Consider the following 14,216-nt stretch of genomic DNA (forward strand, 5'->3'; position numbering starts at 1 on the left):
TCCTTTTTTTAGGAACATATCATGAAGAAACAGTTGGTAGCAATCTTTTATAGGATTACCAATCAACGCTTATACAAAAAATACACTTTTTATTGGTTTAATTGCCAATCAAGGTATTTCTTGCATTATTAAGAATACTTTGGACCTCAGTAGCTAATTCTTTATTGCCTTCATACTTATCCGGATGCCATTTGAGTGACAGTTCTCGATATGCTTTATTGATTTCTGCTCTACTTGCCTGAGGTGTTACGCCAAGAACTGCGCCATAAACTTCTTTCATATGCTTATATTGATCGCGTAATTTTTTAGCCTCAGGAAACTGTGACCATGCTTGTTCGGAGATACTTTCAGCAGGTTTTGATGGAGATGGTGATGGGCTTGGTGTACGAGGCTGTGTTTGGTCGTTCTTAGGTTTTGGTTGCGGCTGAGGGCTTATTGGTTTTAGTAAAGATAAGATTACATTAAATGTTTGTTGCTCTTCTGGTGATAAAAATTTCGCCTCTTCTTGCTCGAATTGTTTAAGTTTATCCCAAGCTGTTTTACTGGCTTTATTTTTTATTGTTGGGTTAGCTCCCTCATTTAATAGTCCTTGAATGATTAGACTTATCTTTTCTAGGTCAGTAGATCTAGTATTTTTGTTTTTTGTTGAATATATATTTATAACGGTACTAGCAGCTACATTTAAAGACGTATTACCATTCTGATCCATGTCATTTACATTAATGTTATTGGCCAATTGAAAAACTTTAGCTTTATTTAATGTTTTTATGGCATCATGTAATTGTTCTGTTGTGTTGATATTTTTTTTCTGCTTTTTTTTCGCTTTACTGGTTTCAGCTTTTGATAAACTTTTTAATATATCAGAAAAAGTTTTACGTTGTTCCTTAGAGAAATATTTTTGATCTATATTATTCAATAGATCTCGTACAGTTTGTCCTTTGTTATTTTTTATAGATGGATCTGCTCCGTCTGCGAGCAAATTTTTAGTAATTTTTAATAATGTTTTCATATTTACAAGATATCTGGTAGCAGCATTCGATTGAGGTAACCCATGTTCGATATCAGTTTTTTGAAGATTAACATATAAATCTGCCATTTGAGCTACTTTAAGAAGTGCGGTAATAGGTTCATCAGTATATGGATCTGTAATCATAATATTGGGATTAGCGCCTTCTTGTAGGATTGTTTTTATGGCAGATAGATCTAGCCGATATATGGCCATATTCAACTGTTTAGCCATAAAATTTGCTTGAGAATATTCCATACTATAACTGATTGATGTGATGCTCAATAAGCTTGATATATATAATAGTTTTTTCATCTTAATAATAACCTTTCATTTTTGCCTAGTTATCTAACGCTTTTTTTGCAGTATTCAGAAGGGTTTGAACTGCGTTAGCTAGTTCTTTATCGCCTTCATATTTATCCGGATGCCATTTGCGTGATAATTGTCGGTATGCTTTATTAATTTCTGTTTTACTTGCGCGAGGTCCTACACCAAGGAGTGCTCGGTATACTTCTTGCATATGTTTATACTGATTTCGTAATTTTTTAGCTTCAGGAAACTGTGACCATGCTTGTTCGGAGATACTTTCAGTAGATTTTGATGGTGATGGCTGTGGTTGTGGTGCAGGGTCTAGTAAGATTAAAAATTCTTTTAATGTTGCTTGTTGATCAGCAGGTAAAGACTGGCCTTCTTCTTGATTAAATCTATTCAATTTATCCCAAGGATTTTTGCCGGCATTGTTCTTAATAGATTTGTCAGCCTTATTGTTGAGTAAGGCTCGAATAATAGTATCTAATTTGTTTAGGTCAGACGATATAGTGTTTTTATGTTGTTCACTTGTACATATAGTGATAATCATGCTTGCAGCAACATTTAAGGGCGTATTGCCATTTTGATCTACACTATTTACATTAACTCTTTTAAGTAATTGTGATACTAAGTTTGTATTGAGTTGTTTTATGGCATCATACAAAGTCTCTTGATTTATTGGACGTGCTGGCGATGGTGATGATTGAGATTCAGATTGTGGTTTTTGTTGCGCTGCAGGATCTAGTAAGATTAATAATTCTTTTAGTTTTGTTTGTTGATCAAGAGGTAAAGATCCGCCTTCTTCTTGATTAAATCTATTCAATTTATCCCAAGGATTTTTACCGGCATTATTCTTAATTGATTTGTCAGCCTTGTTGTTGAGTAAGGTTCGAATAATAATGCCTAATTCGTTTAAGTCAGAGGATAGAGTGTTTTTATGTTGTTCGCTTGTACATATGGTGATAATCATGCTTGCGGCAACATTTAAAGGCGTATTGCCATTTTGATCTACACTATTTACATTAACTCTTTTGAGTAATTGCGATACTAAGTTTGTATTTATTTGTTTTATAGCATCGAACAAAGCCTCTTGATTTATTGGATGTGCTGGCGATGGTGATGGTTGTGATTCAGATTGTGGTTTTTGTTGTGCTGCAGGATCTAACAACATTAAAAATTCTTTTAATGTTGTTTGTTGATCAGAAGATAAAGATCTGCCTTTTTCTTGATTAAACCTATTCAATTGATCCCAAGGATTTCTGCCGAAATTGTTTTTTATTGATTTATCGGCTTTGTTATTGAGTAATGCTCGAATAATAGTATTTAGTTTGTTAAAAACAGGAAGTATAGTATATCTATATTTTTCGGTTGTGTATGTGACGATAATCATATTGGCAGCAGTGTTTAAAGGGGTATTGCCATATGGATCTGTGGCATTAGCGTTCATATTATTGGCGAGTAATTGTAGAACGGTATCTACATCTAATTGCTCTATGGCTTTATGCAAGGATGCGTTTGGCATCAATAAGCTCAAAATATTTGTAATATCCTTTTTATATTTTTCTGATAATGATTGTTGATTGGGATTTTGTGCATATCGATTCAATATATCCCATGGCGTGTCACCGGCTCTGTTTTTTATTGATGGATTGGCATTCTTATTTAATAATAGATTAATGATTTGTTTTATATCTTGTAAGGCATTATCATTATAGGCTTGTTTGCTTGTTGTTAATATATTTATGTACTCATTAGTAGCTATATGTAAGGGCGTATTACCTTGCTGATTTATCGGATTGATAGCAGCATTTTTTATCAGGCGTGATACGGAAAATACATCATGACTTAAAATAGCATCAAACAATCGTTGTACTGGAGATGGTGTGTTTTGCAATTGCTCTATTATATCGTTTAAATAAGTATTTTGCCTAGAGCTTAGGCTTTCTCGTTTAATATTGTGTATTATATCTAGTGCCGTTTGCCCTTGAGGGTTAACTATAGATGCATTTGCCCCATATTGAAGTAATGATTGTACTATAATAGATAGGTTTGCCAAGAGAGTATCATATCGGTTCTGTGTTAATCCATGATTATGGCTCTGAGCTAAGTCCTTTTCTTGTTGATCTACGTATTTTGCCAAAGCTTTAGCAACTAGATGGAGGGCGGTTAGATCTTGATTAATATTTAAATATTTGATTAATATATCAGGATCAGCACCATTTTCAAGATACTCTGTTACCTTAGATGGTGAATTATTCCCTATAGCTCGATGAAGGTCTTTGGTTTGTTTAGGATCCATACATTGGGTTACCGAGGCAATACCAAGTAAGCATGATATATATAATAAATTTTTCATATTAATATCCCCTTTTTTTAGGATAATAATATAAAGTTAGTTTAATCTGCAATGATTTTACCAATCAACGTTCATGCCAAAATGTACTTCAGATGCGCTTTCATCTTTACGTGGGTCGATTTTAAAGCCCCAGTCGACTTTGAGTGGCATTGGTTGTAGTAAACGAACACCAACACCAACTGCATGCCGATAATCAAAATTATTACCAGTGACATAATCAGGCACTCGGCAACGATCAACGCATTGGTCAACAAACGGGTTATTGAATCCGGCGCCGCCATCGTAGAATACCACCCCTTTCATAGTCATATCACCCGTGATTGGAAATACGAGTTCAGCGTTCCAGAATAATGCACGTGATGCACCAATAGAGTCTCCTACAAAGCGTGGACCAATCTGTCCGAACAAGTAACCACGTACGCTATTTTGACCACCAACGTGGAATAATTCTGCAAATGGTGTTGTGTGATTATTAAAAACGTGTACTATGCCGGCAAATGCATGCAAGTGGAATATCAAATCATACTCATTAATAAGTGGCGTGAACCAATGTGTTTCTGCAGTGAATTTATAAAAGCCCATGCTATCATCAAACGTCGGGAAAGCGATTTTATTGGCAATACGCCACATGTACCCACGGCTGGTATGAATTGGGTGATTCATGGTGTTTTGTTCTAAATAATTTGCAATCCATGCAAATGTTCCTGGATTAAATTCTTTATTTAAAATGCACTGGTATTCTGCGTTGAGTATTGCAGTAATTGACGGTGGAGTACCAATAATAACATTAGCAATAGGTGGTTGTTCATATTTGACCGAATCAACACCAACACTGAATAATACCTGGGTATCATGAAGAATTTGGTAAGTTGATCTAGTGATCCAACCGGCAGAAGCAGCACCGCCAGTTAATTTTGCATTAACTGCACGTTGTACGTTTCTGAAGTTATCGTAACTTGGCCTGCGATGATATAAATCAATAGCTGCTGAAATTGGCTTATCAAACAACCATGGTTGTGCCAAACGGAATGCAGCTGTTTGTTCGCCTTTTGCCCAACTTGCATCCGCATTCAGCTGTATGCCACTACCAAACAAGTTCGTGTCAGATAGATTTCCCTTGACTGAAAAACCAGAAGCAGGAGAGTTGAAGTCAACACCACCAAAGCCCATTTGAACATTAAAATTACCGGTTTTTGCTTCTTTGACAAATAAATCGAGATCGGCAAGGTCATTACCAATTCGCGTAATTTTCCAGTTGACTCCATCACGTGATTCAAAGTAGCCAATGGATTCAACGTTATGTTTTGAAATATCCATGTGGCGCTGCGTAATTAATTCACCTTCTTCAAGTGAAATTTTACGGCGAATAATTTTGTCGCGTGTCTTTTTATTACCTTTGATATTTACTTTGTTTAATTTAATTTTGTTACCAAGTTCTGAATAGAATGCGAGATCTACTGTTTTGGTATCTTCATTTGGTTCAATAGATGGCTCAATATGTGCAAAAATATATCCGTGGTTGCCCCAAATACGTTCTAATGCCTTGATTGTGTTGGAAATTCTATCCGGTGAATATAATTGACCGCTTTGGACTGGAATATTGGCAAGTAAAACTTTTTCCTCTAATAGTTCATTGCCAGGTACTTTTACTTTGCCAATAGTGTAACGTTCGCCTTCTTCAATTTCATAGATCAAACTGATACGTTTTTGTTTGTCCATTTTCATTTGAACATCCACTACCTTAGCCTGTAAAAAACCTTTATTTTGGTAGTAGCGACTCAGAAAATGTTTGTCCGCCTCAATACGTTCATCCTGATACATGCCAGATTTATCTAAAAAGCTTAAGACCCATTCTTCTTTGGTAATCATGATGCTACGTAGTTCTTTGCTTGTAATGTGTTTATTACCAACAAATTGGATTTCTTTAACGACTGAACGAGGGCCTTCATTAATACTAAAAATAGCAATTGCCTTGCCATCGTCATCAATATCTAATCTGGTATCTATTTGGATTAGATGATAGCCTTTTTCTACGTATTGTTTTTTAATTTTTTGTGCAAGAATTTTGAGTTCTTCTTCGTCCAGTGCAGGAAGCTCAGAAATTTCAATTGCTTTCATTAATTCTTTGTTAGATAACTGTTTATTACCAGTAAATTCTACTTCTTTAATGATATGTTTTTCTTCTGTTATAACGTATACATCAACAAAATTTTGCCCAATAGGTTCAACTTCTACGGTGATATTACGAAATCTTTTGAGTCCAAAGTACAAATTGCGTATGAGTTCACGTGATTTACGTGGATCAAAAATTTCACCAACTTTATATGGTACATATTTTAAAATAGCAGATGATGGTGTTAGTTTATTGCCGGCAATAATAATTTGGTTAACCCGACGGATGCGTGCAGGAGCAACAATTTCTTCTTCTTCTCCGACAATTTCTTGATCATCAAGTACAGATTCTTCTGCCAAGAGTTCGTCTGTCGTTTGGAATTCTACGGATTCATCTGTTACTGGTACTTCTGGTCTAATGCTACTCGAATAAGTTAAAAATATAAGGATAGCAAAAGATATTTTTGCAAAGTGTGCGCGTGTCAAGATCATTACTGGCTCCTGCTGTTCTCGCTGTAGCGTTCTAGCAACATGATTTCATTTAAGAGGTTAGTCACCTATATTACTATTTTTTTCGAAATTGACTAGAGCAAGCCATATTTTTTAGTTACACTCATTTTATGAGTTTTATTTATAAAGAGCTGATCCATTCAGAGTTATGAGGTAATACTATGCTCAAAGTGACCAATACATTAACTGGTAAAAAAGAAAAATTTGTTCCAATTCACCCAGATAAAGTTCTTATGTATGTGTGTGGTATTACGCCATATGATCGTGCACACATAGGCCATGGTCGGTGTTACACTTCATTTGATGTTTTGTATAGATTATTAACGTTTTTAGGGTACCAAGTAAAATATGTACGTAATTTTACTGATATTGATGACAAATTACTCAAACGTGCTGAACAACAACTCGGTGATAAATTTCGCTATCAAGAAATCGCAAACACCTTTATCAAAAGTTATCACGATGATATGTTCGCACTCGATACAGTCAAGCCGCATACAGAACCGCGTGTGACGCAAAATATTGATTTGATTATAGATTTTATTCAGGGCCTGATTGATAAAGGTCATGCATATGTGGCGGCAAATGGTGATGTGTATTTTGATGTTCGTAGCTTTAAAGAGTATGGCAAATTATCAAAACGCAATATTGATGAATTACGGGCAGGCGCTCGTGTTGATGTAAAAGAAGAAAAAAAAGATCCGCTTGATTTTGCATTATGGAAGTCTGAACCAGAGGGACAATTTTGGAAGAGTCCGTGGGGATATGGGCGTCCTGGATGGCATATAGAATGTTCAGCACTTGCTTCTTATTATTTGGGTGATCACATAGATATTCATGCTGGAGGTCTTGATTTAGTGTTTCCTCACCATGAAAATGAAATTGCACAATCCGAAAGCTTACATGGTGCTCCGTTTGCACGCTATTGGATGCATAATGGATTTGTGAATATGGGTGTAGAAAAAATGTCCAAGTCACTCGGTAATATTGTAGCTCTTGATGATTTATTACAAAAAGTTGATCCTATGGTAGTGCGTTATTATTACTTGAGCCATCACTATCGAGCGCCTATGGAATTTTCATTTGAACTTGTGCAACAAGCGCAAAAAAGTTATCAAAAATTAATAACGGCATTTGAAAACATTGATGCAGCAGGTGATTATGCTACTATGCGCACGATGCCTATCGTGAGTAAAATGTTAGATTTTTTGTGTGATGATTTAAATACTCCGGGGATGTTTGGGGTAATCTTTGAACATTTATCCGATCTGAAAGAAGATGATCAACAAGCCGCAGCTACTAAGTTATTGTTACAACAAGTGCTTGGACTTACCTTGGTACCACTTACTCAAAAAGTAGTAGAAATTACACCAGAAATTCAAAAACTTCTTGATGAACGTGAAGCAGCGCGTAGCACTAAGAACTGGGACCGAGCAGATCAAATTCGTGATCAGTTGCAAAAACTTGGCGTAGTAGTGCAAGATAGAAAAAATTAATTTTTCTAACAACGGAGAGTACTATGCGCTCTATGCTTATGGTAGGAGTTTTGTGCAGTATCGTTAGCCCATTGTGTGGCATGCAAAAATTACAAAATCTTATTGAAAAGTCAAAAAAACATAAACGTATTGGATTAGTTACTGCTCGTTCATATGAAGAGACATATGAGCCGATACTTGTTGGCAAAGGAGCGCTTATTCAAGGAGCAAATGAATTACGTATTCTTGCAGAAGAGTTACTTGATCAAGAAGGTGTTGGCTTGAAGATGGTAAATGAGTTGATCAAACTAATAAACCAAGAAAATATTCCGTATAATCAAAAATATTTGAACCAAATCGGAAGCCTTCTTGTATTTGCGCAAAATCAAGTGCTCAAAGAAGTAGATAAAGATGCTCAAATACAACTTGAATATTATGCAGACCAACTTGATTTACGGATTAAGAGTGAAAAAGAGCGTTTGCAAAAAAGAGAATTACATAGGAGTGAATCTACAGAAGAATCACCACGTAAAACAATTTTACGCAAGATTTCTTCTCACCTTTCACCACGTAAAAAATCATCAAGTGATGAAGAAGATTACGTGATACAGTTTTAAATTCTGTATCTTTAATCGATTAGTAGATGGCTAATAATTTACTTGAGATGTTTCTCGATTTTTACTTGTAAATCTTCTTTGCTCATATAACCGACTTCTTTGCCTTTGATAGTACCATTTTTAACAAAGACAAAAGTAGGGATTGAGGTTGCGCCAAGTCTAATTGCAACATCACGAGATTCATCAACATTTAATTTTGCAAATTTGTAGATGTTGCCTAATTCTGTTGCTAATTCTTCAAACACAGGAGCCATTTGTTGGCAAGGGCCACACCAAGTTGCATAAATATCAAGTACGACAGGATTTGGAGAGTTGAGTACTTCTGATTCAAAATTTTCTGAAGTAATGGTTACAACCATGATAATTCCTTATAAATAAATTGAGTGAATAGATTATCTACTATAACAATAAGACAAAAAACTTCTAGGGGTCTTATTGAGCAGGTTCCGTAGCCGCTTGCTCAGGTGTCGTTGGGCATACAGGACATGCTGGGCAATTAGTTTGTTTTGCAGGTGTACGATATTTGTATCCACCGATGGTTAATGTATCAATAGCTTGGAGTGGTACTTCTTTTTCTATAGGTCCGGCTAGATTGATTTGATCACAATATACTTTTGTTTTTAAATCGAATAAATAATGTGCTTTTGTTTTTTTCTCATTGTTAGAAATTACTATAATTTCTATAAATTCAATTTTGCGATAGCCATTTTCTTTTTGATATGTCCATACAACATCCGGGTGGGGGATTTGTATTTCTGCAGTTTCACTTAAATCAATTCTGGTAGTCACAAGTTCTGTTTGTGGGTCAGCGGTCAGGATATATTCGATTTTTTTAACTTTACCTTGTTTGTCGAGGATTTCTTTTTTTTCTAGATTTTCTATGGTTGGTTTTTCATACATTGGAATTTGTTTATATTTTCTACCAATTGAAATATTATCTATCGAGATAGGTTTTTTACTCAAACGTGTTTTGAGTGTGCCATAAAAATTAACACTTTGTTTTTCTGGTCCTTCAATAGAAGATTCTTGTGATCCCCAATTTGCAAGCCATATAATAGTAGTAAAACATACCATTAAAAAAGAAAGTGTATGCATACGCTTCATAATAGTATCCTTTTTTTAGTAGGTTTGATAAACATACTTACTATGTTGTACTACAACTGGTGATTATTCTGCAAGTAGTTGTAGTTTGCTTCAGATAATTAAGTTGATTGTCGGACTTTAGAAAATTAAAAGAAAGGGTTGTATATGTTTACTGGACAATATCCGCCATATCAATATGAAGATGATGTACGTTCAATTATGTATGCAGTATACGGCTGGATGACGACTGCATTATTACTTACAGCAGGCGTAGCATACCTTGTTGCACAGACTCCAACGTTATCTACTCTTTTGTTAGAACATAGATGGTTAATGCTAGCATTAGTAATAGGACAAATATCATTAGTAGTTGTGCTTACTATGTTTTTAAATCGCATGAGTACTACTGGTGCTCTTATCATGTTTTTTGTATATGCAGCTTTATTAGGGGTTACCTTATCTTCTATTTTTTTTGTATATGAAATTGGCTCAATTATTATTGCTTTTGTAATTACTGCAGGGACCTTTGGTACTATGGCGGTGTATGGGTATTTTACACGAACTGATTTGACAACAATGGGCAACATAAGCTTGATGGCTTTATTTGGTTTAATTTTGGGACTAGTGGTTAATTTCTTTTTAAGAAGTCCTATGCTTGATTATGTGTTATCTGCAATTGGCGTACTTGTATTTACGTTGCTTGTAGCATACGATGTGCAAAAAATTAAACAGATAGCTAAGAAAATGATTGTGAATGAAGACCTTTCGCCCAAAATTGCCATCATGGGTGCGCTTACCTTGTACTTAGATTTTATTAATTTATTTTTATATTTATTGCGATTTTTTGGACAACAAAAAGAAGAATAAAAAGGAGTGGTAACGTGAAAAATCGTTTATTGGTGTTAAGTTTATTAGCAATGGGTGTTGGTTTGTGGATGTTTAATACTAAAAAAAACGCAAATCAGTCACTAAATTATTATATGGAAACTGATGCAGATGTCGATGAAGAAGCAGATGTAAATCAGGAAGAGCCTGATACGCAACAGGTGGTTGAAAAAGATCTTGAATCACTGAACATTGATCTAGAAAAAAAACGCAAGTCAACACAGACGCTTGTGCAACGAGCCAAAGAATATATTAATGAACATACATTAGAGGATGCGTGTAGTAAGTTCAGTCATACCAAAGAATTTATTGATGCAGAATTATACGTATATGTGTTTAATGCTGATGGTGTTGTATTTGCACATGGACAGGATGAAGATTTGATTTGGCAAAACTTGATTAATCTACGTGATAATTTTGGATCACCTATGGTGCAAGAAATTATTGATACCGGTAAAAAAGGTGGCGGTTGGGTTACTTATCAATGGCGGAATGCAACTAAGCATTCGTGGGTCCAGCCGGTGACTAAAGATGGTGTTGATTATGTGATTGGAGCAGGTTATTATCCACATTCAAAAGAGAGTACGGTTGTCAGCTTGGTTAAAGGTGCTGTTGCATTGTTTGACAAAGTACTTGAACGAGGTCAGCCTGCCATAGAGGCATTCAGTGATATGAGTTATCCATTGGGTAACTTTGTTTTTGCAGACTTATATCTTTTTGTACTGAATGAAAAAGGCGAGCTTATGGCGCAAGGTGATCGACCAAATTTGATTGGTACGAATGTATGGGATTACAAAGATACTAATGGTGTATTAGTCAACCAAGAAATTATTAAAAAGGCGACCGAGTCACTAGAAGGTATTTGGGTTGAATATACTTCAAAACGTGCTCTCAAGCGTTCGTATGCAGAAAAAGTAAAAGATAAAGATGGCCGTTTGTATTTTATTATATGTGGGTATTATCCCGAAGAAACGAGAGACTCTGCAGTAGATTTATTACGTAAAGGGTACACTTTTATGAAACGGTCTGGTAAATCAGCAGCTTCGGATGAGTTTACTGATAAACAAAATGATGATTTTAGATACGGTGATTTATATATTGTTGGGTATGACATGAATGGCGTATGTTTTGCACATGGTGGTAATCCTGAGTTAGTTGGCCAGAATTTATGGGATGCTCGTGATGAAGACGGTCGCTATTATGTACGAGAAATAATTGAAGAAGCAAAAAAAGCCGATCGTGGATGGTTAACCTTTAAGCGTAATAGATCATTCCAATCAGTTTACTTTGAGCCAATAGACTTAGGCATAGGTAGGTTTGTATTAACATGCGGTTTATATCCTGTGTCTAAAAAAGAAACTGTTGAGTTGTTAGTCGACACGGCGGCAAGTTCATTAAAGATGCGTAAACGTGAAGAGGCACTTGGTGCATTTGTAAAACGTGATGGTGCATTTGTAAGCGGCGACTTAGATATTTTTGTATTTGATGATACAGGTCTATGTTATGCGTATGGCACAGAGCATGACTTAATTTGGCGTAATTTGGTTGGTTTAAAAGACGATGATGGCAAACCATTCATAAAGCTATTTATTAATGCGGTCCGTGGTGGTGACTCAAAAGTGAGTTTCAAATTAAATGGCAGCAGAAAAGTGGCAGATTTGGCACCGGTAGAAAAAGATGGCATTAGATATGTAGTTGGATCAAGTTATTATCTGTAAATTGTTTAAACACACGCTAGCAAAAAAAAAGGCTCCACAACTTAGTGGAGCCTTTTTTTTTATTAACTTTTTTGAAAAACTGGAGGAGAGAGAGGGATTCGAACCCTCGATTCCGATCGCTCGGAATAACGGTTTTCAAGACCGCCGCATTCAACCGCTCTGCCATCTCTCCGTATAATTTCAATCTATAAAATATAGCCAGTAAAAAATGGCCTGCCAGTCGTAGTTTGCCGAGCCGGAAGGCCCGGATGCATGTAGACTGGTGCGCCCGAGAGGAGTCGAACCTCTAACCTTCAGATCCGTAGTCTGACGCTCTATCCAATTGAGCTACGGGCGCATTATAATTTTTAGCCTTAACTAGCTTAGCAGTCGTGCCAGGCCGCCCTTGAGGCGAAGCCTGGTGGAGAGAGAGGGATTCGAACCCTCGCGCCCGGTTTTCCCAGACTCTTGCTTAGCAGGCAAGCGCTTTAGACCACTCAGCCATCTCTCCAAGCTATTTCAATGATATCTACAAATAATAAAAGGAAATAGTTATTTATGCAAGTAATTATCTGTTATTTTTATATAAAAGTGTAGCTTTTTTAGCGGTATGTGTATATAGCTTAAGTCAAGTTTGCATGAGTAGGAGATGTTATGTCTTTATTGTTAGAAATCAAAGTAGTGCCTAGTTCTGGCCGTATTGCCTGGGCAATTGACCGTTCAGGGCAAATAAAATGCTTTCTCAAAAGCCCACCGGAACATGGGAAAGCTAATCGCGAACTGATTAAATTAATAGCGCAATCATTAGGGCTACAACAGGGGCAAGTACGCATTGTATTTGGTGAAACATCACGTAAGAAACGAGTAAAGATTGATGCTGATATTTCTCAAACTGATATATTACGCATCTTGCATCTCGATCAACAAGTTTGTTTGTTTGATATTAAGGATAAGTGATGCCTTATTTTAAATGGTCAGGAGTTAATATTCTTGGGGTATGGCATAAAGGGAGATTGTTTGCACCATCAATTACTCATTTGGACAATTTGTTATTGCAACGAGGAATTGCGTTACTCAAATCACAACCATCCAAATTATCTTTTTTTGCTCGAGCTATTTCATTGCAAGATACTATACAAATTTTCAGACAATTGGCCGTATTGCTTGATGCGGGAGTTCTGCTTCCACAAGCACTATCTCTTGTTGCAGATCAAATTAATAATCCGCGTTTGCAGGAAGTAATTCATACCTTGGCGGATCATGTGCATGCAGGTATTGCATTGAGTACGGTAATGCAAAATTATCCTACTATATTTACGACCGATATGATCCAGCATGTTAAAGTTGGAGAGGAGTCTGGTGAGCTAGTACTCGCACTAGATGCATTAACTACCTCCCTGGAAATGACGCATGACTTTTATACACAATTACGTTCAGTATTGCTATTACCACTCATAACGCTTGGTTTTTTTGTATGTATTGCTGGGATTATTTTTACAATGATTATTCCGCGATTTGCGGATTTTTTTGCATCAACACAGCAGGAGATTCCTCAGCTCACTAAAATGTTATTACGTATGAGTATGTTTATGCGTAGTTGGTATATGGTTTGTAGTATTATTCTGTTATTTGGTTTATTCATGCTTATGCGCTGGTATACCAAGCGTGATGCAGGCAAATATAAACTACTCGCTTTGTGCATGAAAATTCCTGGGATCAAGACGATATTTATCTATCGTTTTTTGGCTTCTTTTTTACATGGACTTGCTATGTTGCTCAAGGGTGGCATGCGCTTAGTGCCAGCCTTGCACGTGGTACAGAGCTCAACAGAAGGACAATTGTTTGCCAAGCAGGTTACCTTTGTTGAGCAAGCGGTAGAAGGTGGCAGTTCTCTGAGTAATGCCCTTGTCCAGGTTCCTAATGGCCTTTTTGGCCAAGATATCATAGCCATGGTTATGGTGGGTGAAGAATCGGGCCAGTTGGCCAATATGCTTGACCGAGTAGCGCAGGCATATCATCAGAAGGTTAAACAGCAGCTGGCAGCGACTACCGTCCTTTTACAGCCATTATTTATGCTTTTGCTGGGGTTATTGGTGACAACCCTTATTTTTGCTGTTTATGGCCCTATTTTTAACCTAGCCAATGCGGTGGGGTTCTGAGGGCGTC

11 protein-coding genes and 3 tRNA genes are annotated in these 14,216 nt (G+C 36.3%); 6 read left to right on the top strand and 8 right to left on the bottom strand.

Features of this window, described 5'->3' with window-relative positions; translation table 11 throughout:
- Positions 1–97 precede the first annotated feature (97 nt).
- From PK943_05135 to bamA, 3 genes are read right to left on the bottom strand one after another with little or no spacing between them, the layout of a single operon-like run.
- Positions 98–1,321 carry a J domain-containing protein gene (locus PK943_05135; GenBank protein ID HRN78601.1) on the bottom strand — a complete coding sequence of 408 codons (1,224 nt, stop codon included), beginning with the start codon at positions 1,319–1,321 and terminating at the stop codon, positions 98–100.
- 25 nt (positions 1,322–1,346) lie between these two features.
- Complete coding sequence (locus tag PK943_05140; protein HRN78602.1) at positions 1,347–3,671, bottom strand: DnaJ domain-containing protein; 2,325 nt, start codon at positions 3,669–3,671, stop codon at positions 1,347–1,349.
- A 57-nt stretch (positions 3,672–3,728) separates the two neighbouring features.
- Positions 3,729–6,275: an outer membrane protein assembly factor BamA gene (bamA, locus tag PK943_05145; protein ID HRN78603.1), complete on the bottom strand. Its 2,547-nt coding sequence runs from the start codon at positions 6,273–6,275 to the stop codon at positions 3,729–3,731.
- Positions 6,276–6,454: 179 nt separating this feature from the next.
- Here bamA and cysS point away from each other — a divergent pair, with 179 nt between their 5' ends.
- Positions 6,455–7,789 (top strand): cysteine--tRNA ligase, encoded by a 1,335-nt coding sequence (cysS, locus tag PK943_05150; protein ID HRN78604.1) that lies wholly within the window; start codon positions 6,455–6,457, stop codon positions 7,787–7,789.
- Positions 7,790–7,812: 23 nt separating this feature from the next.
- Positions 7,813–8,385, top strand: coding sequence for a hypothetical protein (locus tag PK943_05155; protein ID HRN78605.1), 573 nt, complete (start codon positions 7,813–7,815; stop codon positions 8,383–8,385).
- A gap of 38 nt (positions 8,386–8,423) precedes the next feature.
- Here PK943_05155 and trxA read toward each other — a convergent pair whose 3' ends face one another.
- The gene (gene trxA, locus PK943_05160; protein HRN78606.1) at positions 8,424–8,744 is read right to left on the bottom strand and encodes a thioredoxin; all 321 of its coding nucleotides are present in this window, start codon (positions 8,742–8,744) and stop codon (positions 8,424–8,426) included.
- 73 nt (positions 8,745–8,817) lie between these two features.
- A complete protein-coding gene (locus tag PK943_05165; protein ID HRN78607.1) occupies positions 8,818–9,489 on the bottom strand; it encodes a hypothetical protein in 672 nt (223 codons plus the stop codon).
- 144 nt (positions 9,490–9,633) lie between these two features.
- Here PK943_05165 and PK943_05170 point away from each other — a divergent pair, with 144 nt between their 5' ends.
- Both PK943_05170 and PK943_05175 read left to right on the top strand, forming a co-directional pair.
- On the top strand, positions 9,634–10,335 hold the full coding sequence (locus PK943_05170; protein ID HRN78608.1) for a Bax inhibitor-1/YccA family protein: 702 nt from the start codon (positions 9,634–9,636) through the stop codon (positions 10,333–10,335).
- Between the two features lie 14 nt (positions 10,336–10,349).
- Positions 10,350–12,071, top strand: a complete 1,722-nt coding sequence (locus tag PK943_05175) for a cache domain-containing protein (protein HRN78609.1) — start codon at positions 10,350–10,352, stop codon at positions 12,069–12,071.
- Between the two features lie 80 nt (positions 12,072–12,151).
- On the opposite strand, the gene PK943_05180 is transcribed toward PK943_05175, so the two are convergent.
- The 3 genes from PK943_05180 to PK943_05190 form a co-directional block, all read right to left on the bottom strand.
- Positions 12,152–12,243: transfer RNA gene (locus tag PK943_05180), tRNA-Ser, on the bottom strand.
- Positions 12,244–12,331: 88 nt separating this feature from the next.
- Positions 12,332–12,408 (bottom strand) — tRNA-Arg (locus PK943_05185).
- Between the two features lie 61 nt (positions 12,409–12,469).
- Positions 12,470–12,561 (bottom strand) — tRNA-Ser (locus PK943_05190).
- Between the two features lie 143 nt (positions 12,562–12,704).
- On the opposite strand from PK943_05190, the gene PK943_05195 reads away from it, so the two are divergent.
- Positions 12,705–13,007, top strand: coding sequence for a DUF167 domain-containing protein (locus PK943_05195; GenBank protein HRN78610.1), 303 nt, complete (start codon positions 12,705–12,707; stop codon positions 13,005–13,007).
- Positions 13,007–14,209: a type II secretion system F family protein gene (locus tag PK943_05200; protein HRN78611.1), complete on the top strand. Its 1,203-nt coding sequence runs from the start codon at positions 13,007–13,009 to the stop codon at positions 14,207–14,209. Before PK943_05195 ends, PK943_05200 begins: the two co-directional genes overlap by 1 nt.
- The last annotated feature ends 7 nt before the right edge of the window (positions 14,210–14,216 follow it).

The organism is Candidatus Dependentiae bacterium (assembly GCA_035445995.1).
Lineage (GTDB): Bacteria > Babelota > Babeliae > Babelales > Vermiphilaceae > DAOMRS01.

What these genes read in the sequence shown, in the direction of transcription:
- PK943_05165 (HRN78607.1), bottom strand. Translation starts at nt 9,489, where the DNA reads ATGAAGCGTATGCATACACTTTCTTTTTTAATGGTATGTTTTACTACT.
- PK943_05155 (HRN78605.1), top strand. Translation starts at nt 7,813, where the DNA reads ATGCGCTCTATGCTTATGGTAGGAGTTTTGTGCAGTATCGTTAGCCCA.
- PK943_05200 (HRN78611.1), top strand. Translation starts at nt 13,007, where the DNA reads ATGCCTTATTTTAAATGGTCAGGAGTTAATATTCTTGGGGTATGGCAT.
- PK943_05135 (HRN78601.1), bottom strand. Translation starts at nt 1,321, where the DNA reads ATGAAAAAACTATTATATATATCAAGCTTATTGAGCATCACATCAATC.
- bamA (HRN78603.1), bottom strand. Translation starts at nt 6,275, where the DNA reads ATGATCTTGACACGCGCACACTTTGCAAAAATATCTTTTGCTATCCTT.
- PK943_05140 (HRN78602.1), bottom strand. Translation starts at nt 3,671, where the DNA reads ATGAAAAATTTATTATATATATCATGCTTACTTGGTATTGCCTCGGTA.
- PK943_05170 (HRN78608.1), top strand. Translation starts at nt 9,634, where the DNA reads ATGTTTACTGGACAATATCCGCCATATCAATATGAAGATGATGTACGT.
- PK943_05195 (HRN78610.1), top strand. Translation starts at nt 12,705, where the DNA reads ATGTCTTTATTGTTAGAAATCAAAGTAGTGCCTAGTTCTGGCCGTATT.
- cysS (HRN78604.1), top strand. Translation starts at nt 6,455, where the DNA reads ATGCTCAAAGTGACCAATACATTAACTGGTAAAAAAGAAAAATTTGTT.
- trxA (HRN78606.1), bottom strand. Translation starts at nt 8,744, where the DNA reads ATGGTTGTAACCATTACTTCAGAAAATTTTGAATCAGAAGTACTCAAC.